Source organism: Streptomyces sp. NPDC046876 (genome assembly GCF_040645035.1).
Classification (GTDB): Bacteria; Actinomycetota; Actinomycetes; order Streptomycetales; family Streptomycetaceae; genus Streptomyces.
In genome coordinates, this window is the sequence record NZ_JBEYXK010000001.1 from 144,924 (window position 1) to 165,626 (window position 20,703).

The window sequence follows — 20,703 nt, forward strand, 5'->3', positions numbered from 1 at the left end:
CTACCGGCACGCGGCGGCCAGGAACTCCTGCTGGCGCTCCTGTTCCCGCTCGGTGACGGTCAGCGGGAACAGCGTGAAGCCGTGCATCGCACCGGCGACGACGCCGAGCCGTACGGGCGCGCCCGCCGCCTGCCAGCGCGAGGCCAGGAACAGCGAGTCGTCCAGCAGTGGGTCCTCGGTACCGACGACGATCCGGGCGGGCGGCAGGCCGGTCAGGTCGGCGAACAGCGGCGAGAGACCGGGGTCGCGGCGCTGCTCCGGGCCCGTCCCGGGTGTGAACAGCTCGTAGCTGCCCCGGAGGGAGTCGGTGTTGCTCAGCAGCCGCCGGGAGCCGAACGACCGCTGGCTCGGTGTCATCGACAGGTCGTACGGGCCGAAGAGCAGGTTGGCGGCCCGGAACGCGCCGGTGATGCCGTGCCGGTCACGCAGGCGCAGCAGGGTCAGGACGCTCAGGTGGGCGCCGGCCGATTCGCCGCCGATCAGCAGCCGCCGGGTGCCGAACTCGGCTTCGGCGTGGTCGATCAGCCAGCGGGCGGCCGCTTCGCAGTCGTCGGGTCCGGCGGGGAAGGGGTGTTCCGGCGCGAGGCGGTAGTCCACGCTCACGACGGCCAGCCGTGCCTCGACGGCGAGTCGCCACAGCCTCTCGTCCTGGCCGTCGGCGGACCCGAACGCCCAGCCGCCGCCGTGCACGTGCAGGTACACGCCGTCGACGCGGTCCGCCGCGAAGGTCCGCAGCCGCACGCCGCCCGCGACGACACGGTCCCGGCCGTGCGGCAGTCTCACGGGTGGTGTGTCGCCGCCGAGCCGGTTACGGCGCAGTCCGGTCAGCAGGGAGGCGTCGAGGTCCTGCCCGCGGGCCGGACGGTCCGCGGCGGCGGCCTCGAACTGCTCGTTGAACGCCAGGGTCTCGGTGAGGCAGTCCTGATCGGTGATCGTCATGTGTCGACGGTCGCAGCCTTCGGCGACACCACCGTGTCACCCTTTCCCGGTGATCCACGTCACGGCGCGGCGCGCCGGGCGACCTAGGCTCCGCCGTGATCCAAAAGGCACGGCCTGGTCGCCAGCGGCGGTCTTCGAGTTCATCGGCACCCCGGGTCCGCTCAGGACCCCAAGGTGTCGATCTTCGAGTTGGCGAGTCGGATGAGGTCTCTCACGAAGGAGCGGTGGATGGAGAGGACGACGATCGCCGTCGTCTGATGCCCCGTGCGGTGTTCGAACTCGAAGCGGCGGAACGCCATGAGGATCCCCGTCGCATTGGTCTCCTTGACCATCGCGACGTCGCTCCACGCGACGGCGTCCCGGACGCGGCCAAGGATGTCGGTCACGGTCACGCCGTCCTCGCTGAGATAGCACTGGCGGATGCCGAGTAGTCCCGCCGCCCGGCGCCAGGCGAAGGCGAGACCGTAGACCGCCAGGGGGATCGCCACGATGATCACGCCCTTGATGCCGGCGTCCTCTGGCCGCATCACCAGCAGGCTGACGAGTGCCACCAGGCAGAACGTCAGGACGAACCGTCGCCCGAGTTGCCAGAGCACCCCGGGGACGCCGATGACGGAAGCACGACGGTGGAGCGCGCCGAAATCGGGCCCCCGGACCTGCCTTGCCATGCCGAATCCCCACCCCTGTTGCTGCCGACCGGCGTGCTCGCCGGGTCCCGGCGCCACTATCGAGCAGGGCCCGGGCAGCTGGCAAGACGTGCATCGGCATGCCAGGAGCCACTGTCGCGGCGGCCGGTGTCGTCGCGGGATCCAGTGGGGGCCGACGGCAGGTGCCGCCCGCGGTCCCTGCCGGCCACGCCCGGACAGCGGGCCGACTGCACCCAGTTCGAGCCGGTCATGGAGAAGATCCGCGTCCCCCGGACCGGCGCCGGGCGGCCTCCCACACGGCCCGACAGCGTGAGTGCGGATAAGGCAGGCCCACAGCAATCGACGCACGCAGGCCTACCTGCGTAAACGGGGTATCCGTCATGTCATTCCGGAGAAGGCCGACCAGGCGGCCAACCGCGTTGCGCGTGGCTCCCGCGGCGGTCGGCCTCCCGGCCTCGACAAGGAGCGGTACAAGAAGCGCAACGTCGTCGAGCGGGCGATCACAAGCTCAAGGGTTTCCGGGCCGTGGCCACGCGCCACGACAAGCGCGGCCACGTCTTCCTCGGCACCGTCACCCTCGCAGCCATCGTCATATGGCTCCGCTCGTGAACGGAGAGACATCGCCCAGCAAGCTAGTCGCGCTCGGGCCAGACGGGGCCCTGATCGGTCCAGGTGACACCCTTGTTGCGGCAGAGGCAGAAGGGGTGGCCGATGGGGTCGGTGTAGACGCGGAAGCCGTAGCCGTTGGGACCGACGCAGTCCCGCTGCAGGGTCGCGCCGAGGGCCAGGACGCGGCGCTGTTCGGCCTCGATGTCGTCGACTTCGAAGTCGAGGTGGAACTGCTTGGGATGCTCGCCGTCGGGCCACTGCGGGGCGCGGTAGTCCTCTACCGGGGTGAAGGCCAATTCGATCCCGCCGAGCTGGATACCGGCCCAGTGCTCGTTGCTGTCCTCCTTGACCGGGAGCCCCGTCACCTCGGAGTAGAAGGCTGCCAGCTTCATCGCGTCCGGGCAGTCGATGATGAAGTCGGTTAGTCGTAGCATCCCGCGATCTTGCCACAAGATCGAATGAGCCGGACTGTGAAACAGGCCCACGCCGGTCCTGCTGCTGGGTGGTCAACACCGAGCCCTGGCATGCCCCGGTCCGGTTCGAGCCGGCGGTCTTCCCGACATCGCCGTAGCAGTGCGGCAGATCGGATCGGTTTCCGGCCATCCCTTGCCCGAAAACGCTTCGGGTGCTGGATGGCCGGGCCGTGACCGCCCCAGCTGGATGATCATGATGTGGTGAACATTCAGAACATATCGAGGAAGATTGCGACTTCAGCGGCCGCAGCGGCAGCCCTGGTGCTCCTGACCCCCACCGCAGGCCAGGCCGCGAGTTCCGAGAGCACCTACATCCACCTCGTGAACCGCAACAGCGGCCGGTGTCTGGAGATAGACGACAACAGCGGCGAAGCCGGCGCCCGGGTCCAGCAGTGGGCCTGCCTCGGGCAGGAGGCCAGCCAGTGGCACCTGCACCCCAGCGGTCCTGACGGCCACCAGGTCCAGATCCGCAGCCGCCGGCACCCCGACATGTGCCTCGAGGTCGCCCACGGCGGCACGCGCAACGGTGCCAGGGTCCAGACGTGGGGCTGTGTCGACGGCGCCGCCGAGCAGCAGTGGGTCATCGGCGACGGCGTGATCCGCAACCACGCGACCGGCAAGGCGCTCGAGATCGCGGACTCGGACACCGAGGACGGCGCCCGCGCGCAGCAGTGGGAGTACGAGGGCGCGGACACCCAGATCTGGTACGTCGACTGACTCTGACGGGACCGCTCAGCGCGGGGTGCCGGCGGCGGGCTCGAACGGGGCGCCGTGGCCGGGCACGACCAGGTCCGCCGCGGCCAGCACCCGCTCCCGGGAGGTGCGCAGGACCTCACGGTCGGGGGCCACGGGGTCGTCGGCCGGGCCCTCGGCGTGCCACCACAGGTCGCCGGCGAAGGCCACCACGCCCGACTCCGTGCCGGCGAGCAGGGTGATGTCCTCGGGGCTGTGGCCCGGGGTGCGGATGAGCCGGAGGGAGGGGGTGAGCTCGTAGCCCTCGGCGTCCCGGTTCTTCCACTGGTCGCCCCGGTACTCCACCTTGTGGTCGTGCACGGCGGCGCGGCGGAAGAGGCCCACGTTCATGGTGTTGTCCGGGTGGTGGTGGCTGAGCACCACGTCGGTGATGTCGTCGGGCCCGAGGCCCAGTTCGGCGAGCGGGGCGAGGATGTCATCGGTGCTTGCCACCATCCCCGGATCGAAGATCACGTGCCGGCCCGCGTCGGACACGTACGAGACGGTCGCGGCGACCCCGGGCCCGGTGGACCCCACGTAGCCGGTGGTCAGGACCTTGTATGCGGCGCTACGGCCGAGCGGTGCGTCTGTCATGCCCCCATGGTTGTCCGCGCCGCCCGGCCCCACGAGTGGCCTTCCTGCCGCCGATCGCATGATTCGTGCCAACGCGCGGCGCGCGGCCAACCGCTAGGCGTACTCGGCGCGGGGTCCGGCCAACTGCTCCGCCACGACGGCCAGCCAGCCGCTCGGTGCGTACGGGGCCGGCGGATCGACCTCCATGCCGAGCTCGGCGACGCCCACCGCGTAGTCGACCTCTTCCAGGCCGAGGGCGAGCAGTTCGCGCACCTCGCCGACGAGGCGCGCGACGACGGTCGGGTCGGCCGAGCCGGCGTATTCGCGGACGGCGGCTTCGTGGTCTTCGAACTCGCCCGGCATGTCCTGGGAGAACCAGCCGCCCAGGAACTGTCCGAGCTCGGGGAAGCGGGCGTGCCACTCCCAGTGCGTCTCGGGCAGCGCCGCAGGGGGCGGGATCAGGCCCTCCTCGACGCTGCGCCTGATGTGGTCGGCGAGCAGGAGCAGCCACTGCTGGATCTCGGATTCGGGCAGGCCGATGTCCGGGACCGGGTAGAACTCGCCGAGGCGGTGGCGCAGTCGGCCGGGCGGGTTCTGGGCGTACGTGCGCAGCTGCTGCTCGGCCACGGACAGGGCCCAGGGGCGGGTGTGCCAGGTGTGGCGCAGGTAGGCGGTGAGGGCCTGACCGGGCCGGTCGGGGGTGTCGTCGGCGGCGAGGCCGGCGTACGCGCTGATCACCTGGTCGAGCTCGCCGTAGCGGCGGTCGAACTCCAGGGGCTTCATGGACATGGGCCTGTGCCTCTACAAGTAGATCGGGAAGGTGCCGTGCACGACGAAGCCGAGCGGGCTCGCGGGCTCCCGCCGCAGCACCACCCGCGCGGCCCGCACGTCGACGGCCCCGCGCCCGGCGAGTGCCATGGCCTGGATCAGGACGCGGCCGACCGGCTCCTCCCGCGAGGGCCAGGAGGCCTCGATGGCCAGGCGGGGGCGGGTGCCCTGGGCGAGCCAGCGCTGGATGGCCTGCTCGTTGCGGTTGACGACCTGCTGGGTGGCCCACTGGGCGGTTTCCCGGTCGGGGTATGTGGCGGATCTGGTGAGCACGTGGTGTTCCCGGTTCGGCGCGGCGGACGGGTCAGAGGGACTGGAAGTTCCAGAAGACGGCGACTTCGTCGTCGTTCACGGCGATCAGCCCGGCGTCCCAGTCGCACTGGCTGAAGGGGTTCTGCGACCGGGAGGACTGCTTGGTGAAATCGGGTTGGTCGCCCTTCCAGCCGAGGTTGGTGTAGAAGCGGGTGCCGTCCGGGAAGCGAGACAGGATCACGTCGGCCCGGCGTTCCATCTCCGGCCTTCGCTCCGCCCACTCCGGCAACAGGTAGAGGTCTGCGTGGGGTGGGGCTCCGAGCAGGACGAGCAGCGACCGCACCGAGGACCGGGGGAGCTCCTTCACCAGCCCGCGACAGCGTTCTGCGTCCGCGGGTGTGGAGGGTGCCTCCAGCCACGGGAACAGCGGGTCTTCCCGGCGTTCGTCCTCGCCCTCGTAGGGGTCGATGGATGCCCAGCCCCGTGGGTCCCGGGTCTCGAGGCGGATGATCGCGCCGACGTCGAGCCACCATTCGTGGTGCTCGCGCGGAGCGGCGCCGACGAACGTGCAGAGCCACCGGTACAGCTTGAGCGCGTCGGCCCATGCTTTTGCATTCAGATCCTGCTGCATCGACTACCCAACCAGCTCAAATGGACAAGAAGTTCCAGAACACGGCGACTTCGTCGTCGTTCACGGCGATGAGCCCGGCGTCCCAGCCGTAGTGGCTGAAGGGGTCGAGACCACCCCAGACGCCCTGTTCATAGAAGTCAGGGCGGTCGCCTTTCCAGCCGATGTTGGAGTAGAAGCGGGTACTGGCCGGGAAGCGCGACAGGATCACATCCGCCCGGCGTTCCATCTCGGGTCTGCGTTCCTCCCACCGCGAAGCCTTGGCGACGTCCAGGCCGAGTACGCCGAGCAGGACGACCAGTGATCTCGCCGAGGTTCGGGGCAGCTCTCTCACCCTGGGCCGGTAGCGTTCTGCGTCAGTCGGCGTAGAGGGCGTCTCCAGCCACGGGAACAACGGGTCTTCGCGGCGCTCGTCCTCTCCCTCGTAGGGGTCGATGGATTCCCAGCACCGGGGGTCCCGTGTCTCGCGGCGCATGATCGCGCCCACGTCGAGCCACCATTCCTCGTGTTCGCGGCGAGCGACGCCGACGAACGTGCAGAGCCACTCGTACAGCTTGAGTGCGTCCGCCCAAGCCTCCCCGCTGGGATCTGTCATCATTCGCTCCATTATTCAGGCGCCGAGGTGAGGATGACGAAAGGCGGATTGAGATTGGGATCGTACTTGAGCTTGGTGACCACGCCGTAAGCGTTCGCGGCCGGCCTCACGGTCTGGGTGGCGTCATCCACCATGACTGTCCGGCCGGTAACGGTGGGCGCATTGAGCGGCCCCTCGGTCGGGACCGACGGCACCTTGAAGGGCTTGGACGGGGGCTGTGGCGGAGGATTCTTCAGCCAGTCCTGGATTTCCGCGGTGTTCTCGCGGATGCAGTACTGAGTGTATTTTTGCGCCGTATCCATATCCGGGAAGGACGAGGCAGCGAGGACGCCGAACTTTCCGTTCGGGCGCTGCTCGTCCTTGATCCGCTGCAAGAGCTGCTCGTCCGTCTTGCCGACGTGCTTGTCGATGGTGTGGGCGCCGTTGAGTCCCTCGTTCGTCGCCAGGTCCAGCGAGTACATGTACGGGAAGGGGCTCTCCCCGCCGATCTGCCAGCTGTGCTCCTTCTTGAACTCGTTGAGGGAGCGTGCCCCGAAGCCCTGGGCGCGGGCGATCTCCGCCTGGTAGGTCGGTGCGCTGGTGATCGCGATCTCGAGTTCCGGCAGGAGGGCCTTCAGCTTGCCCGCCGCCTCGGTGAACTCCTTGTGGTAGTTCTCGACGGCCGCGTTGCACCCCGCCTTGTCCATGTGGGAGCGGAAGGAGAGGATGATCCGGCCCATGATCCCGCCGACCGCCAGCTTGGTCAGGTTGGTCAGGCTCAGGTCGGTGAGGTCGGAGGCCGTGGCCTTCGCCGCGTTGATGCCGGCCTGGGTGGTGAATTTGCGTGTCTTCTCGCCGACGTCGGAAACGTGCTCCAGGATCTCGGCGATCTTTTCGGCGGATTCCTTGAGCACGTCGACGATGGGGCGCCGCCCGGAGGGCGGGAGGTCCTTGGTGGTCCGCCATTCCCGGCCCCCGGACTGCGTCCGGTTGCCTTGTGCGTCCAGCTGCCGGCCCCACGCCGTGGTGCCCCAGATGGTCTGGCCGAAGGACCGCATGGCCGCCTGCCACTCGCCCTTGTCCTTCGGGTCGGTGATCCCGGCGATGGCGGCGTTGAAGTCGTCCGAGGCCTTCACGGCCTCGGAGCCGAGCTTCTTCCAGGCCTTGGCCATGTCCCGGACCTCGTCGTCCTTGATGCCCGGGGTGATCTCGTGGACCTTGCCGAGGCGGAGGCCGTGCTCGATCGCAGGCCGGATGACGTCCGCGAGGAAGTCGGGGAACTCACCGATGACGCCCGAGATCCACCAGGAGTCGACGTCCTCCCCGGTGCCCGTCCATTTGATGGGGTTGACGGGTCCGTAGCGCGGAGGCTTGTTGATGACCACCGGCTCCGGCTGCCGGGCCGGCTGCGCCCCCTTGCGGCCACTGGCCTCCCACTCGGCCAGTACGTAGCTGTTGGCGGTGTGGTTCAGGCCTACGGAGGCTCCGCCGGCGCTGACCACGCTGCGGCCCCACGCTTCGAGGAACTTCGCCGCCACCTGCATGTAGGCGTCCGCGAACGCGTCCGCGCCGCGGCCGGTCCCGGCGGACTGGTTGTACTTGTTCAGCACGTCGACGAGGACGAACGCCCGCTCGGCATGGGCGAACTGGGCTTCCTTCACCAGGTCGGCCGCATGGTGGACGTGAACCGGCTGGACGTCGAAGCCGCCGTTCGCAGCGGGGGAGGGGGGAGGTGTGCCCATCAGGCGGCCCCCCAGCCGCGCAGCACGGCCCGGTGCGCGGAGGCGTACGTGAGGTGGCCGTTCACGACGATGTCGTGCAGCCAGGCCTGGGTGGCCTGCAGGTCCTGGGCCGACTGGTCCCACTTGTCGAGCTGGTCGACGAAGGTGTGCCGGGCCTCGCCCTCCCAGCCGAGAACGGCCTTCTCGACGCGCCGATAGAGCAGGTCGAGCTGTTCGTTGAGCGTTTTGAGGATCTCCTCCAGATCCACCGCCGCACTCTGCAGCGTCGCGAAGTCGACCGATATATGGTCACCGCTCGACGGCATGAATTCCCCCTGATGCCTCTGGTTCTGTTTACAGATCGGCGATGCGGCTGCGCGGACTCGGCGGCGGCGCGGGCGCGGTGTTGGGCGTGGACAGCTCGTCCGCCTCCGCCTGGACGCCCGCCTCGGACTGGAGCCGCCTGAAGGCGTCCAGGACTTCGAGCTCCTGCGCCGAGAACCCGTCCTTGCTCAGGCGGATCGCCTTGGCCAGGACCTTCATCGTCTGCCGGATGCGGGCGGCGTCCTCGGCCGCGGCCCGGTGCTTGGCCCGGTACGCCTCCGAGGCCGGCCCCTGCCAGCGGGCCTCGATGGCATCCACGATCTCGTCCATGCGGATGAGTTGCTTCTTCAGCACTTCCTGCATTGCGTCGAGATCGCCGGCGAGTTTCTTGAGTTTGTCGCCCTCGACAGCGAGGTCTGCTGCCGCCTCATTCTGTGGTGCGCCCACGGTTTCCCTTCCCCCAGGTCTGCCGTCGCAAGGTCATCTGTTCGACCGTAACAAATGCCGAGCGGGCGTGAACTGATCGGGAACGCACGTGACTTGGCGCGCCATCATGTGCGGAGCCCGCGTTCGGGACGTTGGCGGACGCCCCGCGAGGGCCGTTGCGGTTGCCTCTTGATCGTCCCGTGCCGCTTGCGAGCGGCTAACCCGCCAGGAGGTGGTCGGCCTTGCCGGCCTTGATGTCGCGGATCAGTTGCCGGAGGGCTTCGCCACTGTCCGTGAGGTATTCCGTCTCCTGTCCGGCAGACGGTGATGTAGCTGTTGCCGTCGCCGTCCATGCCGATCCGGTAGCAGGAATTTCCCTCGCCGCAGAACGGTTCTTCCCCCGTGATGTCGGCCATCGTTATCCCCTTCGGATGCTCTGGGCCTCCCGCCCCCGACGTCTCTCCGGTCGCTCCTGGCGCATGCCATGATCTGCCGGTGAGCGAGTACTCCTGGCCCGGGGAGAACGGCAGGGCCGTGCCCGACACGGCCGCGGCCTGGGGCGAGACCGTTCGCGTTCTGCCCGTCGGTACCCCGATCACCGGTGAGGTCGTCGGCCGGCAGCCCTTCGGTGTGTTTCTGTCCATCGACGGCTGCCCCGAAGCCGTGGGCTTGGCCAGGGTCGACAGGATGCCCCGGTGCATGGAGCTGCCGGCCATGGGGCAGCGCGTCACCGGCGAGGTCGTTTGGCACGCCGAGCACAACCGGCAGGTGGGGGTCGTGCTCGGCGAGTGGGCCGAGCACGAAGACCTGCTGCCTCGCTTCCGCGTCGGTCAGGTCGTCGTCGGAAGCGTCACGAAGCTGGCGTCCATCGGAGTCTTCGTGCGCCTCGCCGACTGTGTCGAGGGATTGGTCCCGTTCACCGGGCCGGCTTCGGCCGCGGGGACCTTCTCCGAGGGCCAGGAGGTGTCCGCGCAGGTCGTGGCGGTCGATCATGAGCGCAACCGGATCCTGCTGGCCCTACCGTCACCGGCCTAATCGGCCAGGAGGTGGTCGGCCTTGCCGGCCTTGATGTCCCGGATGAGCTGGCGGAGGGCTTCGCCGCTGTCCGTGAGGTATGCGGCCTCCTGTCCGGCGACGGCGATGTAGCTGTTGCCGTCACCGTCCATGCCGATCCGGTAGCAGCTCGCTCCCTCGCCACAGAACGCGGCTTCCCAGGTGATGTCGGCCATTGGTCCTCTCAAAGTTCGTGGGTCAGACTGCGGATGAAATCCCGTGATGCCTCAGGCGACAGGCTCAGCCGCTCAATCCAGTCCAGCTGGGCTCTGTACTTGGCCAGTTGGGCTTCCGTGTGCAGGAAGTCCGGTCCGTGCGTGCTGTCGATCTGCACGGTGTCGAGCTTTGGGACGGGCCCCTCAAGGTAATTGACGGTTTGCCCCGCACCAGGGAAGCCGCCGGCGCGAAACGGCTGAACGCGCAACATCACGTTGTCCCGTTCCGACATGAGCAGCAAGTGCTCCAGTTGCGCCCGCGCCACCTTGGGTCCGCCGAACTGCATGCGCAGGGCCGCCTCATGGACGAGCGCTACATACTCCGGCGCCTCGTCCCGCTCCAGTACGGCCTGCCGCTCCAGCCTGTGGGCCAGGCGCATGGCGACTTCCTGGTCGGGCAGGGCGGGTACGACGAAGCGGAAGAGGGCGAGGGCGTGATCGCTGGTCTGCAGTAGCCCCGGGATGTGCACCGAATGCGCGCAGCGCATCCGCCACGCGTGCTCCTCCAACTCGGCGATGTCCAGCAGGGCGGCGGGCAGCGTACCCCGGTACCGTTCCCACCAGCCGCGCTTGCGGGGTAGAGCGAGGTCGACGAGCGCGCTGATGTACTGCACGTCGGCGCAATCGCAGTGGCACGCCAGCGAGCGAAGTCGTTCCTCGCTGATGGTGCGGATTCCCTGCTCGATGGCGGAGACCTTTGAGCGGTCGATGCCGAGAAGTCCGGCGGCGGACTCGGCCGACACGCCTGCGGCCAGCCGCATCTTTCGCACCTCGGCGCCAAGGCGCTTCTGCCGTTCCGTGGGCGTCGTCCTGGGTGGCATGGGTGCAGTCTGCCGCGCACAGCCCTTCGCTCACTACCTCGTGGCCCAATCCCGCGACTGAGGTGGTGAATTGCCCACCCCTGGCGCTACAGTACGTAACGCACCGCTCACGCAGCAGAGTTGAAGTGCATCCCCGGGCCGCGCCATGTCCTGCCTCGGGGGCGAGCCACAACTCACCCACTCGCGGAGCCATTCGTGCGCGCCGACCTCACCGCAGCCGCGTATCGCCTTGCCGCCGTGCCTTGTTGAGGAGTCAGCGATGACCATGCCGTCCGCAGCCCGTTTTGCCCTGTGCCCGTCCAGTCCGGCCGTCAGGCCGCCCGCGCCCGATGCGCTCGTATGCAGTCTCAGCGTGCCGGGGGAGGCCGCCAGTGCGCAGATCGGGCGGTCCGCAGTAAGGGCGGCGCTGCACGCGTACGGGCTGGATCCGCTCGTGCCCGCGGCCGTGCAGGTGGCGGGGGAACTGCTGGCCGCCGGGTGGCACTTGGATCCCGGCGGGTCGCTGTACCTGAACCTGCGGTACCGGGAGGACGACCGCCTGCGGCTCACCGTGTACGACGGGCACGCCGCCCACGACCACCCCCGCCTCGCCGCGCACTGCGAGGCCCGGCGGCGGGCGGCGTTGCGGCTCCTGCGGGTGGTCGTGCGGGAGTGCGGCGGGGAGTGGGGGTTCGGGGAGTCCCGGGAGCCGGGCGGCGGGACCCGGACTTGGGTGTCGCTTCCCCGGGCCGGCGCCCTCGGCTACGGCGACCCGGTGGCTGCGCGGTCCGGCGGCCGTCGGGGGTGAGGCCGGCGCGGTCGCCGGTCACGATATGGACACACGGCGGACACGCGCCCCCGCAGCGCTGATGATGCAACGTCATATGATCGCAGTTCTCGGGGGGAAACATGCGTACGCGTATCGCCATGTCCGCAGTCGTCGCAGTCGTCGGCATGGTCACACTGACCGCCTGTCAGGGCGACGGCGAGGTCAAGACCAGCCCCGACAAGGTCGCGGGCTCTGCGGCGCCCAAGGTCGAGGGCAGTGCCTCCGCCGCTCCGGCCAAGGGGGCCCAGAAGGCCGCCGTCGGCGACACCCTGAACCTCAAGGGCCAGGGCAACGGTGAGCAGCTGGCCGTGACGATCAAGAAGTGGGCCGACCCGGCCACGGGCAAGGACGAGTTCAACAAGCCGGAGGACGGCAAGCGGTGGGTGGCCGCCCAGTTCGAGCTGACGAACACCGGGACGGCCGTGTACCAGGACAGCCCGAGCAACGGTGCGCAGGTCGCCGACGAGCAGGGGCAGCGGTTCGAGGCGACGATCGGCGAGATCTCGCAGGGGCCGGAGATGGCGAGCGGGTTGAAGCTCCCGGCGGGGGAGAAGGCGCTGGGCTGGATCGTGTTCGAGGTCCCCAAGGACTCGAAGATCGTCACGCTCCAGTTCGCGATGAACTCGGGCTTCGCCGACCAGACGGGGCAGTGGGCCGTCAAGTAGGGCGGTAGGGGGCTCCCCGGGGAGGTCCGTGGCTCCGTGCCCGGGCTTCCCCGCGGGGCCCCGCGCGGCGACCGTACGGGCCGTCAGGCGTCGTGGTGGGCCTGGGTGATGAGGTCGATCGCGACCTCCAGGGCGGCCAGCCGGGTTTCCTCCGGGTCGGCCTCCACGTGCTGGAGGAACATCATGCCCGCGTGCAGCGTGAACAGGGCGCTGGCGCAGCGGACCTGGTCCGTCAGCGGCCCCTCCTCGTTGCGCAGCAGCTCGACCAGCGTGAACAGGCGCCGCTTGACCGTCTCGCCGATGCTCAGCTCCCGCATCGTCGCCTGGTTCTCCTGCATGAAGCGGTACAGCTGGGCCCCGCCCGCCATGGCCCTGCTGTAGCGGCGCAGCACCTCCTGCTTGGTCTCCAGGGTGCGGGGCTGCTGCTGGGCCCACTCGATCAGCTCGTCGATGGGCCGCGTCAGGTCCTCGAAGACGCTGATGATGATGTCTTCCTTGGTCTTGAAGTGGTAGTAGAGCGCCGCCTTCGTGACCTCGAGCCGCTCCGCGATCTCGCGCAGCGACGTCTTCTCGTACCCCTGCTCGGCGAAGAGCTCCAGCGCGACGTCCTGGATGCGCTGGCGCGTGTTGCCTCGACGCCCCTGCGGACTGCTGCTGGACATGGCTCTCCCCACGAACTTACTTGACGCCCGGCTAGTGCCGGGTCTACCTTCCCCAGTGTAGTGAACTAGCCGGGCGGCAAGTAAGGGTCCGGAGCAGGTGAGAGTCAACGGGGAGCGGAACATGGGCGACAAGGCGATGAAGGCAGGGGCTTCGGAGGAGGTGAAGCCGCGCAGCGTACGCGTCGTCCTGATGGCACTGATGATCGCGATGCTGCTGGCCATGCTCGACAACATGATCATCGGTACGGCGATGCCGACGATCGTGGGCGAGCTCGGCGGGTTGGAGCACCTCAGCTGGGTGGTCACCGCGTACACGCTCGCCACCGCCGCCTCCACCCCCATCTGGGGCAAGCTCGGCGACATGTACGGGCGGAAGGGCTCCTTCCTCACCTCCATCGTGATCTTCCTGATCGGCTCCGTGCTCAGCGGCATGGCCCAGGACATGGGCCAGCTGATCGGCTTCCGCGCGATTCAGGGCCTGGGCGCCGGCGGTCTGATGGTCGGTGTCATGGCGATCATCGGCGACCTGATCCCGCCGCGTGAGCGCGGCAAGTACCAGGGCATGATGGCCGGCGTGATGGCCCTCGCCATGATCGGCGGCCCGCTCGTCGGCGGCACCATCACCGACCACATGGGCTGGCGCTGGTCCTTCTACATCAACCTGCCGCTCGGCGCCGTCGCGCTTGCCATGGTCTCCGCCGTGCTGCACCTGCCGAAGAAGAAGGCCCAGGGCAAGATCGACTACCTGGGTGCGGCCCTGCTGACCCTGGCCATCACCTCCACCGTGCTCGTCACCACCTGGGGCGGCACCGAGTACGCCTGGGGCTCGGCCGAGATCCTCGGCCTGATCGTCGTCGGCGTGCTCGCCATCGGCGCGTTCCTCTTCGCCGAGACCAAGGCCGCCGAGCCGGTCATGCCGCTGCACATCTTCCGCAGCCGCAACTTCACGCTCATGTCGGTGATCGGCTTCCTCGTCGGCTTCGCGATGTTCGGCGGCGTGCTGTACCTGCCGCTGTTCCAGCAGTCCGTCCAGGGCGCCTCCGCCACCAACTCCGGACTGCTGCTCCTGCCGATGCTGCTGTCGATGATGGTCGTCTCGCTGATCGCGGGCCGCATCACCACCAGCACCGGCAAGTACAAGGTCTTCCCGATCGCGGGCGGCGCGCTCATGGTCGTCGGGATGTTCCTGCTCGCGCAGATGGACACCGGCACCACCCGCCTGGTCTCCGGGCTCTACATGGCGATCCTCGGCGCCGGCCTCGGCTTCCTGATGCAGATCACCATGCTGGTCGCGCAGAACAGCGTGGAGATGAAGGACATGGGCGTCGCGTCCTCCTCCGCCACCCTCTTCCGTACGCTCGGCGGCTCCTTCGGCGTCGCGCTCATGGGCTCGCTGTTCACCAGCCGGGTCACCGACACCATGACCGAGCGGCTGGGCCCGCAGGCGGGCGTTGCGGCGGGCTCCGCGCAGCTCGATGCGGCCAGCCTGAAGAAGCTGCCGGAGGCCGTCCGCGAGGCGTACCAGTACGCCGTCGCCGCCGGCACGCACTCCGCGTTCCTGCTCGGCGCGCTCGTCGCCGTCCTGGGCTTCGCGGCCGCCTGGTTCGTCAAGGAGGTCCCGCTGCGGGGCGCGGGCCCGGCCAAGGCCGGAGCCGAGGGCCAGCAGCCGGCCCCGTCCCCCCAGGAGTCCCTGGCCCACTAGCGGATCCGCTCCGCCGAGCGGCTCCCCGCCCGCGTACGCACCCCCCGGCCCCGGCGTCTCGACGCCGGGGCCGGGGGGTTTGGTGTGCCGGATCAGCCGGCGAAGTCCTGGGTGATGTAGACGGTGCCGTCGGCGGCTTGGGCTATGCCGACTCCGACCAGCCGGTAGCTGGCCGTGGGCGGCGGGTTGTAGCTCGCGATGTCGCCGTTGCGGTAGGGGTTGGCGGGATCGTCGGGGTCGCAGCCCATGATGTTGTACTTGTGTCCCCACTTGGACGCCTCGTCGTGGTTCATCCAGTCGTCCATCGCCTTGTCGAAGGTGTCTCCCTTGCCCCAGTGGACGTTCTCGCCCTGGGCTCGGGCAGCCGATGAACCCAGGTCCCGGTGGATCCGTCCCGTGGCCGGGGGGTCGTCCGTGTCCCAGGGCAGCGTGCCGTCGCTGCCCACGTGGCCCCGGTTCGCGGTGCCCTCGGCCGTGAGGTTCGGGTTCTTGGCCAGGTCCTCGCTGTGGGCGCGTGCGGTCTCCGCGAGTTTCGGATCGGTCTTCAAGGGGGCGCAGCCGTACTTCTGGCGTGCGCTGTTGATCTGGTCGAGGAATCGCTGTTGCTCCGAGGGTGCCGGGGGATTCTGCGGGTTCGGCTGAGGTGGGGCGCTTCCGCCGGGCACGGCGGCGCTGTTCGGTGGCGTGATGCTGAACTGGCCGTGCGTGCCCCAGGCGCCGCTTGCGGCGCTGTCCCACCAGTGGGATCTGATGGCGCCGTCGGGGCCCGTCCAGAAGACGTCCAGGTGGTTGTTCCGCTGGGCGACGGCCGAGACGCCTGCGTTCAGGGACGCACTGTTGGGTGGCGTGATGCTGAACTGGCCGTGCGTGCCCCAGGCGCCGTTCGCGCCGCTGTCCCACCAGTGGGACCTGACCGTTCCGTCGGGTCCGATCCAGAAGACGTCCAAGTGGCCGTCGCGCTGCGAGACCGTGGAGATGCCGGCGTTCAGGGACGCGCTGTTGGGCGGGGTGATGTTGAACTGGCCGTGGGTGGACCAGGCGCCGTTTGCCCCGCTGTCCCACCAGTGGGATCGGATGGTGCCGTCGGGTCCGATCCAGAAGACGTCCAGGTGGCCGTTCCGCTGGGAGACGGCGGTGATGGCGGAGTTCGGGGCGGCGCTGTTGGGCGGGGTGATGTCGAACTGGCCGTGGGTGGACCAGGCGCCGTTCGCGCCGCTGTCCCACCAGTGGGATCGGATGGTGGCGTCGGGGCCCACCCAGAAGACGTCCAGGTGGCCGTCCCGCTGCGAGACGGTGGTGATGCCCGCGTTCGGGGCGGCGCTGTTCGGCGGGGTGATGCTGAACGGCTGGTGCTTGGCCCAGGCCCCGCTCGGGTCGCTGTCCCACCAGTTCGACCTGATCGACCCGTCGGGTCCGATCCAGAAGACGTCCAGGTGGCCGTCCCGCTGGGAGACGGCGGTGATGGCCGAGTTCGGGGCGGCACTGTTCGGTGGTGCGATGTCGAACTGGCCGTGGGTGGACCAGGCGCCGTTCGCGCCGCCGTCCCACCAGTGGGACCTGACCGAGCCGTCGGGTCCGATCCAGAAGACGTCCAGGTGACCGTTCCGCTGCGAGACCGCGGCCACGCCCGACTTCAGGGCGGCGCTGTTCGGCGGGGTGATGCTGAACGGCTGGTGCTTGGCCCAGGCCCCGCTCGGGTCGCTGTCCCACCAGTTCGACCTGATCGACCCGTCGGGGCCGACCCAGAAGACGTCCAGGTGGCCGTCCCGCTGGGAAACGGTGCTGATGCCCACCGCTCCGTCGGTATCCGCTGCCGGCGTCTGCCAGGTGCTCGGCCGGATCGGCTGGAGGTTCGTCACGGCCCGCGCGAAGGGGCTTCCCGCCAGAAGGAGCAGCCAGACCGTCGTGAGCGCGAGGACCCAGCGCGTGCTGGGGCAACTCCGGGGCATGTTGCCCCTCCTCAAGGTTGGCGAATGAACCGACGGGGGGACGCCCCCTGCTTTTCCCTCGCCGGTTCCGCGGCATTTCGGAAAGCCGCTGCCCTCCCCAAGAACCACGATGCCGCATGCAGCACAGGCCCGCCCGCCGGGCAGGTTGTTGCCGTTCCGTCACGGAGCTGCGCGGGTCGGGGCGGGTCCGGGCGGGTACGGAATCAGAGCGGCCGGAGCCCGGGGTGGGAGCGGGCGGCCGGGGGCGGCGCGCTGATCCGGTTCGTCTTGGTTTCCCTTGGTTACCTCCCGTATCACATGTGGACTTATTTCGGGATGACCAAGGACCAAGGTCCCTTGACCGGTGATTACGGGGGAAAGGGTGGGAACCCCTTCGCTTCGGTGCACGTCCTGAACCACAGAGTGCAGGCAACCGCCGACGGGGAGTGGGGAGTTCATGGACTTCATGGCGCGCACGCAGAAGCTCGGTACCACCCGGTCCCGGATCGCCGTCGCCGCATCGGCCGTCGCCGTCGCCGCCACCGTCTGGGGCGCCGTGGTGCTCGTGGCCCCGGACCACGCCCCGCGCCCGGACACGTCGCAGGAGCTGGGCGCGGGTGCCGGCCGCGGCACCGGCGGCAGTGGGGGCAGCGGGGGCAGCACCAGCAGCCCTGACACCGGCACCGGCAGCACCGGCACCGGCAGCAGCAGTGGCGGCAGCAGCGAGGACGGCGCCAAGGGCGGCGGGGCCAAGGGCGGCGCCCAGGGCAGCGGTGGCGCGGCGCAGGGGCGGATACCGGACTCCATAGCCCACGCCTCCGAGAGCGGGGGGAACACCGTCAACATCACCATCGACGACGGCCCCGACCCGCAGTGGACCCCGAAGATCCTCGAGGTGCTCGCGCGGCACGACGTCAAGGCGACGTTCTGCATGATCGGCCCCCAGGCAAAGGCCCACCCCGACCTGGTCAAGCGCGTGGTCCAGGGCGGCCACCGGCTCTGCGACCACACCATGAACCACGACACCTCCATGGACAAGAAGCCCGTCGCCTACCAGCAGCAGCAGATCCTGGACGCGAAGCGGCTGATAGAGGAGGCGGCGGGCGGCGGCGCCAAGGTGGAGTACTACCGGGCCCCCGGCGGGGCGTTCACCCCCGACAGCCGGCGCATCGCCGCCGCGAACGGCATGCGCCCGCTCGGCTGGAACGTCGACACGAAGGACTTCCAGAAGCCCGGTACCGCCGCCATCGTCGAGGCGGTCAAGCGGGAGATAGTCAACGGCCCGACCGTCTTGTTCCACGACGGCGGAGGCGACCGCCGCCAGAGCGTCGAGGCGCTCGACCAGGTCCTGGCCTGGCTGAAGGACCAGGGTCGCCCCACCGGCTTCCCGGTCCGGACGGCCCCCGACACGCCCTAGCCGGGGTCGTCCCGGCCAGGGGTGACGCGGTGGGCACACCTCAGTAGTCGAATCGTGTACGCGGAGCGCACGGGCTCCGCTGCCGGCGCTCGGCCCGCCGTGCACGGGCCCTGCCTTCGGGATGCGCCGGAATTGCCCCGGTGGGACCGTGATGGTAGGTGCGGCATCGGTGCACGCCCGCACCGAGTCCGCATGCGCGGGGGAGAACCACGAGGTGTGAGATGAAGCTGCGATATGCCGCAGGGGCTGCAGTGCTGCTGACCCCCGTCCTGTTCGTGGGCATGACGGAGCCCGCTGCTGCGCGCAACACTCACACGATGCTGATCCGGGGAGTGCTCAATGTGCGGGACGCCGGCGGGGAGGTGACCGGAGGAAGTTTCAGCCAGACGGTCGACCTCACGCATGACGCCACGCAAGGAACCTTCCGCTTCTCCCGGTGTGCGGGTGGGGAGACCACGGGCGTCCTCGTCCTCACGCTCTACCTCCACCGCGACGAGACCGTCACTCCCAACGGCACGCTGTCCCTGTACGAAGGGACGCGCTGCAACGACCCCGACCTCGATGGAACGATACGCGTCTCGGAAAGGCCCATCCTCCTGGGCAAGGTCCGGAACGAGAACCTGTTCGTGAAGAACAGGGAGTTCCTGTCGAATGATTCGACCTCGGCGGAATTCTCGATCACGCACAGGGCCGCCGAAGTGGACGTCGGGCGGCCGAACGAGCCTTCGAACGTCGTCGCCACCGCGGTCCCCGTCGGCAACGAGAAGAGCGTCCGAGTGGACTGGGAAGACAACGCCAACAACGAGACGGGTTACGAAGTCCGCAACAGCACCCTCAACCAGAACTTCGGCGTCAACGCCAACACCAAGACCTTCACGGTCCCCCACCTCGACCCGAAGGTCAGGTACTGCTTCCAGGTCCGGGCGGTCGGCGCCAAGGGCCCCTCCGACTGGACCCCCGTGGGCGAGAAGGTGGAGTGCGCCTGAGCCGCTCGGCGCGGCACCGCCTGACACGCTGTCCGCCGGGTGTTCCCTGATCGTGAGCCATCCCGCATCAGGAGGAGTTCCCCTTGACCATCGCCCCCAGCAAGCTGTCCGACCCGGTCGTCAGAGCGCTCGTCGCCGCCGTCAACGCGCACGACAAGGACGCGTTCCTCGGGCTCCTCACCCCGGACGCGACCATGTCCGACGACGGCTCGGACCGCGACCTGCAGGAGTGGATCGACAGGGAGATCTTCGACTCCGGCGGCCACATGGACGTCGTCTCCGAGTCCGACGGGGGCCACACGCTCCTCGTCAACTACCGCAACGACACCTGGGGCGAGATGCGCACCTCCTGGCGGTTCACCGTCAAGAACGACCGCATCAGCCGCTTCGAAACCGGCCAGGCGTAGCCCTTCGGCCGCGGCCGGCCGGCCGGCTACCGCTCGTGCCGCGCGCTGCGAAGCACCGCCGCCGTCAGGCGCTCGTTCTCCGGGGCCGCACCGCCCGGGAAGCCGAACCTGCGGCGCGTGTACCCGTACGCGAGCCCCGTCGCCGGGTCGGCCCAGCCCAGGCCGCCCGCCGCGCCGCTGTGCCCGAAGGCCCGCGGGCCCACCGCGTGCTGGCGCTCGAAGCCCAGCCCGAAGTGGTCCGCCTCCGGCGTGACCCGGTCCGGGCCCGGGGTGTGCGGGCGGGCCACCTCCGCCGCCGTCTCCGGCTCCAGCAGCGCCGGCCGGCCGTCCACCTCCCCGATCGCCGCCGCGTACAGCCCGGCGACCCCGCGCGCCGTGCCGATGCCGCCGGCCGAGGCCGGGCCCAGCGCCTTGACCCGCGGGTGGTTCGCGTACGCCACCAGGTCCATCGGCGGCTCCCGGTGCGCGTTGAACGCGACCGGCAGCAGCTCGGGCATCGCCGCCGCGCCCGCGGCCTGCGCCGCCAGCTGCTCCGGCGTGGGCAGCATGTCCAGCACCGGCTTCCAGCGCCCCTCCAGCTCCGCCGGCAGCCCCATGTACAGGTCCAGGCCGTACGGGGCGCGGATCCGCTCCTCGTACACCTCCTGCAGGGACCGGCCCGTGGCGCGGCGCACCACCTCGCCGGTCAGTGCGCCGATGACGAAGGCGTGGTAGCCGTACGCCGTCCCCGGCTCCCAGTACGGCTTCTGCCCGGCCAGCCGGGCCGCGACCAGCGCGTCGTCGGCGAGCTCGGGGTAGTCGAAGCCCTCGGGGGTGTTGATCAGACCCGCCTGGTGCGAGACCAGCTGCCGCAGCGTGAGCCGCTCCTTGCCGTCCCCGGTGAACTCGGGCCAGTACGCCGACACCGGGCGCTCCAGCTCCAGTACGCCGTCCTGCACGAGCAGGGCCAGCACCAGGTGGGCCGCGCCCTTGGTGACCGAGTAGACCCCGGTGAGGGTGTCGGCGCCGGTGTCCTCGCCGGCCCACAGGTCGACCACGCGGCGCCCGTCGCGGTAGACCGCCAGCTGGGCCTCGGGGGAGTGCCGCTCGGCGGCGACGAAGGCCGCGAACTCCTCCCGTACCGGCTCCCAGCCCGCCGCCACCGTCCCGTTCACCGTCACGTCCTGCCGTGCGCCGCCGCCCATGCCGGCCCCCTGTCCGTCCGCTCCGTGTCGTCGCTCCGGCTCGGGGAACGGAAGACGATCACGTGATATTCCGCCGGGGGTCTCCCGTACGGGTGAAAGCGCACCCGGCGTCGTTCCGGCCCGCCGCGG

The 20,703-nt window shown here is 69.7% G+C and carries 24 protein-coding genes and 2 pseudogenes; 9 read left to right on the forward strand and 17 right to left on the reverse strand.

The window, feature by feature from the left end; genetic code table 11:
- Both ABZ924_RS00685 and ABZ924_RS00690 read right to left on the reverse strand, forming a co-directional pair.
- Positions 1-939, reverse strand: a complete 939-nt coding sequence (locus tag ABZ924_RS00685; protein WP_361901799.1) for an alpha/beta hydrolase — start codon at positions 937-939, stop codon at positions 1-3.
- A gap of 161 nt (positions 940-1,100) precedes the next feature.
- Positions 1,101-1,607, reverse strand: coding sequence for a hypothetical protein (locus ABZ924_RS00690; RefSeq protein WP_361901801.1), 507 nt, complete (start codon positions 1,605-1,607; stop codon positions 1,101-1,103).
- A gap of 436 nt (positions 1,608-2,043) precedes the next feature.
- On the opposite strand from ABZ924_RS00690, the pseudogene ABZ924_RS00695 reads away from it, so the two are divergent.
- Positions 2,044-2,195 (forward strand): annotated as a pseudogene (locus ABZ924_RS00695) (IS5/IS1182 family transposase); the annotation flags it as partial.
- 23 nt (positions 2,196-2,218) lie between these two features.
- Here ABZ924_RS00695 and ABZ924_RS00700 read toward each other — a convergent pair.
- Positions 2,219-2,629, reverse strand: coding sequence for a VOC family protein (locus ABZ924_RS00700; RefSeq protein ID WP_361901803.1), 411 nt, complete (start codon positions 2,627-2,629; stop codon positions 2,219-2,221).
- 240 nt (positions 2,630-2,869) lie between these two features.
- On the opposite strand from ABZ924_RS00700, the gene ABZ924_RS00705 reads away from it, so the two are divergent.
- Positions 2,870-3,385, forward strand: a complete 516-nt coding sequence (locus ABZ924_RS00705) for an RICIN domain-containing protein (protein WP_361901804.1) — start codon at positions 2,870-2,872, stop codon at positions 3,383-3,385.
- Between the two features lie 15 nt (positions 3,386-3,400).
- Here ABZ924_RS00705 and ABZ924_RS00710 read toward each other — a convergent pair whose 3' ends face one another.
- The 9 genes and pseudogenes from ABZ924_RS00710 to ABZ924_RS00750 all read right to left on the reverse strand — a co-directional run bounded on the left by ABZ924_RS00710 (position 3,401) and on the right by ABZ924_RS00750 (position 9,142).
- Positions 3,401-3,994 carry an MBL fold metallo-hydrolase gene (locus ABZ924_RS00710; RefSeq protein ID WP_361901805.1) on the reverse strand — a complete coding sequence of 198 codons (594 nt, stop codon included), beginning with the start codon at positions 3,992-3,994 and terminating at the stop codon, positions 3,401-3,403.
- Positions 3,995-4,087: 93 nt separating this feature from the next.
- Positions 4,088-4,762 (reverse strand): contact-dependent growth inhibition system immunity protein, encoded by a 675-nt coding sequence (locus ABZ924_RS00715; protein WP_361901807.1) that lies wholly within the window; start codon positions 4,760-4,762, stop codon positions 4,088-4,090.
- Positions 4,763-4,774: 12 nt separating this feature from the next.
- The gene (locus tag ABZ924_RS00720) at positions 4,775-5,074 is read right to left on the reverse strand and encodes an RNase A-like domain-containing protein (protein WP_361901809.1); all 300 of its coding nucleotides are present in this window, start codon (positions 5,072-5,074) and stop codon (positions 4,775-4,777) included.
- Positions 5,075-5,105: 31 nt separating this feature from the next.
- A complete protein-coding gene (locus tag ABZ924_RS00725) occupies positions 5,106-5,684 on the reverse strand; it encodes a hypothetical protein (protein ID WP_361901811.1) in 579 nt (192 codons plus the stop codon).
- A 16-nt stretch (positions 5,685-5,700) separates the two neighbouring features.
- Positions 5,701-6,276 carry a hypothetical protein gene (locus tag ABZ924_RS00730; RefSeq protein WP_361901813.1) on the reverse strand — a complete coding sequence of 192 codons (576 nt, stop codon included), beginning with the start codon at positions 6,274-6,276 and terminating at the stop codon, positions 5,701-5,703.
- Between the two features lie 11 nt (positions 6,277-6,287).
- Positions 6,288-7,997, reverse strand: a complete 1,710-nt coding sequence (locus ABZ924_RS00735; RefSeq protein ID WP_361901815.1) for an RNase A-like domain-containing protein — start codon at positions 7,995-7,997, stop codon at positions 6,288-6,290.
- Positions 7,997-8,302: a WXG100 family type VII secretion target gene (locus ABZ924_RS00740; RefSeq protein WP_361901817.1), complete on the reverse strand. Its 306-nt coding sequence runs from the start codon at positions 8,300-8,302 to the stop codon at positions 7,997-7,999. The genes ABZ924_RS00735 and ABZ924_RS00740 overlap by 1 nt, the downstream gene beginning before the upstream one ends.
- Positions 8,303-8,330: 28 nt before the next feature.
- Complete coding sequence (locus tag ABZ924_RS00745; protein ID WP_361901818.1) at positions 8,331-8,747, reverse strand: WXG100 family type VII secretion target; 417 nt, start codon at positions 8,745-8,747, stop codon at positions 8,331-8,333.
- 196 nt (positions 8,748-8,943) lie between these two features.
- Positions 8,944-9,142: pseudogene (locus ABZ924_RS00750) on the reverse strand (hypothetical protein).
- A 118-nt stretch (positions 9,143-9,260) separates the two neighbouring features.
- On the opposite strand from ABZ924_RS00750, the gene ABZ924_RS00755 reads away from it, so the two are divergent.
- Positions 9,261-9,761, forward strand: coding sequence for a S1 RNA-binding domain-containing protein (locus tag ABZ924_RS00755; RefSeq protein ID WP_361901820.1), 501 nt, complete (start codon positions 9,261-9,263; stop codon positions 9,759-9,761).
- Here the strand turns inward: ABZ924_RS00755 and ABZ924_RS00760 are convergent.
- Positions 9,758-9,955 carry a hypothetical protein gene (locus tag ABZ924_RS00760; RefSeq protein ID WP_361901823.1) on the reverse strand — a complete coding sequence of 66 codons (198 nt, stop codon included), beginning with the start codon at positions 9,953-9,955 and terminating at the stop codon, positions 9,758-9,760. The two genes, ABZ924_RS00755 and ABZ924_RS00760, sit on opposite strands and share 4 nt — an antisense overlap.
- 8 nt (positions 9,956-9,963) lie before the next feature.
- Entirely contained in the window at positions 9,964-10,815 is an 852-nt protein-coding gene (locus ABZ924_RS00765) for a helix-turn-helix transcriptional regulator (RefSeq protein WP_361901826.1), read from the reverse strand.
- Positions 10,816-11,167: 352 nt separating this feature from the next.
- Here ABZ924_RS00765 and ABZ924_RS00770 point away from each other — a divergent pair, with 352 nt between their 5' ends.
- A complete protein-coding gene (locus ABZ924_RS00770) occupies positions 11,168-11,602 on the forward strand; it encodes an ATP-binding protein (RefSeq protein ID WP_361901828.1) in 435 nt (144 codons plus the stop codon).
- A 119-nt stretch (positions 11,603-11,721) separates the two neighbouring features.
- Positions 11,722-12,288, forward strand: a complete 567-nt coding sequence (locus ABZ924_RS00775; RefSeq protein WP_361901830.1) for a DUF4352 domain-containing protein — start codon at positions 11,722-11,724, stop codon at positions 12,286-12,288.
- Between the two features lie 83 nt (positions 12,289-12,371).
- Here the strand turns inward: ABZ924_RS00775 and ABZ924_RS00780 are convergent, their stop codons facing one another.
- On the reverse strand, positions 12,372-12,950 hold the full coding sequence (locus tag ABZ924_RS00780; protein ID WP_361901833.1) for a helix-turn-helix domain-containing protein: 579 nt from the start codon (positions 12,948-12,950) through the stop codon (positions 12,372-12,374).
- 121 nt (positions 12,951-13,071) lie between these two features.
- Between ABZ924_RS00780 and ABZ924_RS00785 the strand changes: the two genes are divergently transcribed.
- Complete coding sequence (locus tag ABZ924_RS00785) at positions 13,072-14,652, forward strand: MDR family MFS transporter (protein WP_361901836.1); 1,581 nt, start codon at positions 13,072-13,074, stop codon at positions 14,650-14,652.
- Between the two features lie 92 nt (positions 14,653-14,744).
- On the opposite strand, the gene ABZ924_RS00790 is transcribed toward ABZ924_RS00785, so the two are convergent.
- Positions 14,745-16,601: a CAP domain-containing protein gene (locus ABZ924_RS00790; protein ID WP_361901838.1), complete on the reverse strand. Its 1,857-nt coding sequence runs from the start codon at positions 16,599-16,601 to the stop codon at positions 14,745-14,747.
- 445 nt (positions 16,602-17,046) lie between these two features.
- On the opposite strand from ABZ924_RS00790, the gene ABZ924_RS00795 reads away from it, so the two are divergent.
- The 3 genes from ABZ924_RS00795 to ABZ924_RS00805 all read left to right on the forward strand — a co-directional run bounded on the left by ABZ924_RS00795 (position 17,047) and on the right by ABZ924_RS00805 (position 19,390).
- On the forward strand, positions 17,047-17,997 hold the full coding sequence (locus ABZ924_RS00795; RefSeq protein WP_361902353.1) for a polysaccharide deacetylase family protein: 951 nt from the start codon (positions 17,047-17,049) through the stop codon (positions 17,995-17,997).
- A 221-nt stretch (positions 17,998-18,218) separates the two neighbouring features.
- On the forward strand, positions 18,219-18,983 hold the full coding sequence (locus tag ABZ924_RS00800; RefSeq protein ID WP_361901841.1) for a fibronectin type III domain-containing protein: 765 nt from the start codon (positions 18,219-18,221) through the stop codon (positions 18,981-18,983).
- A gap of 83 nt (positions 18,984-19,066) precedes the next feature.
- Positions 19,067-19,390, forward strand: coding sequence for a nuclear transport factor 2 family protein (locus ABZ924_RS00805; protein WP_361901844.1), 324 nt, complete (start codon positions 19,067-19,069; stop codon positions 19,388-19,390).
- Positions 19,391-19,416: 26 nt separating this feature from the next.
- Here the strand turns inward: ABZ924_RS00805 and ABZ924_RS00810 are convergent, their stop codons facing one another.
- Positions 19,417-20,574, reverse strand: a complete 1,158-nt coding sequence (locus ABZ924_RS00810) for a serine hydrolase domain-containing protein (RefSeq protein WP_361901847.1) — start codon at positions 20,572-20,574, stop codon at positions 19,417-19,419.
- Between the last annotated feature and the right edge of the window lie 129 nt (positions 20,575-20,703).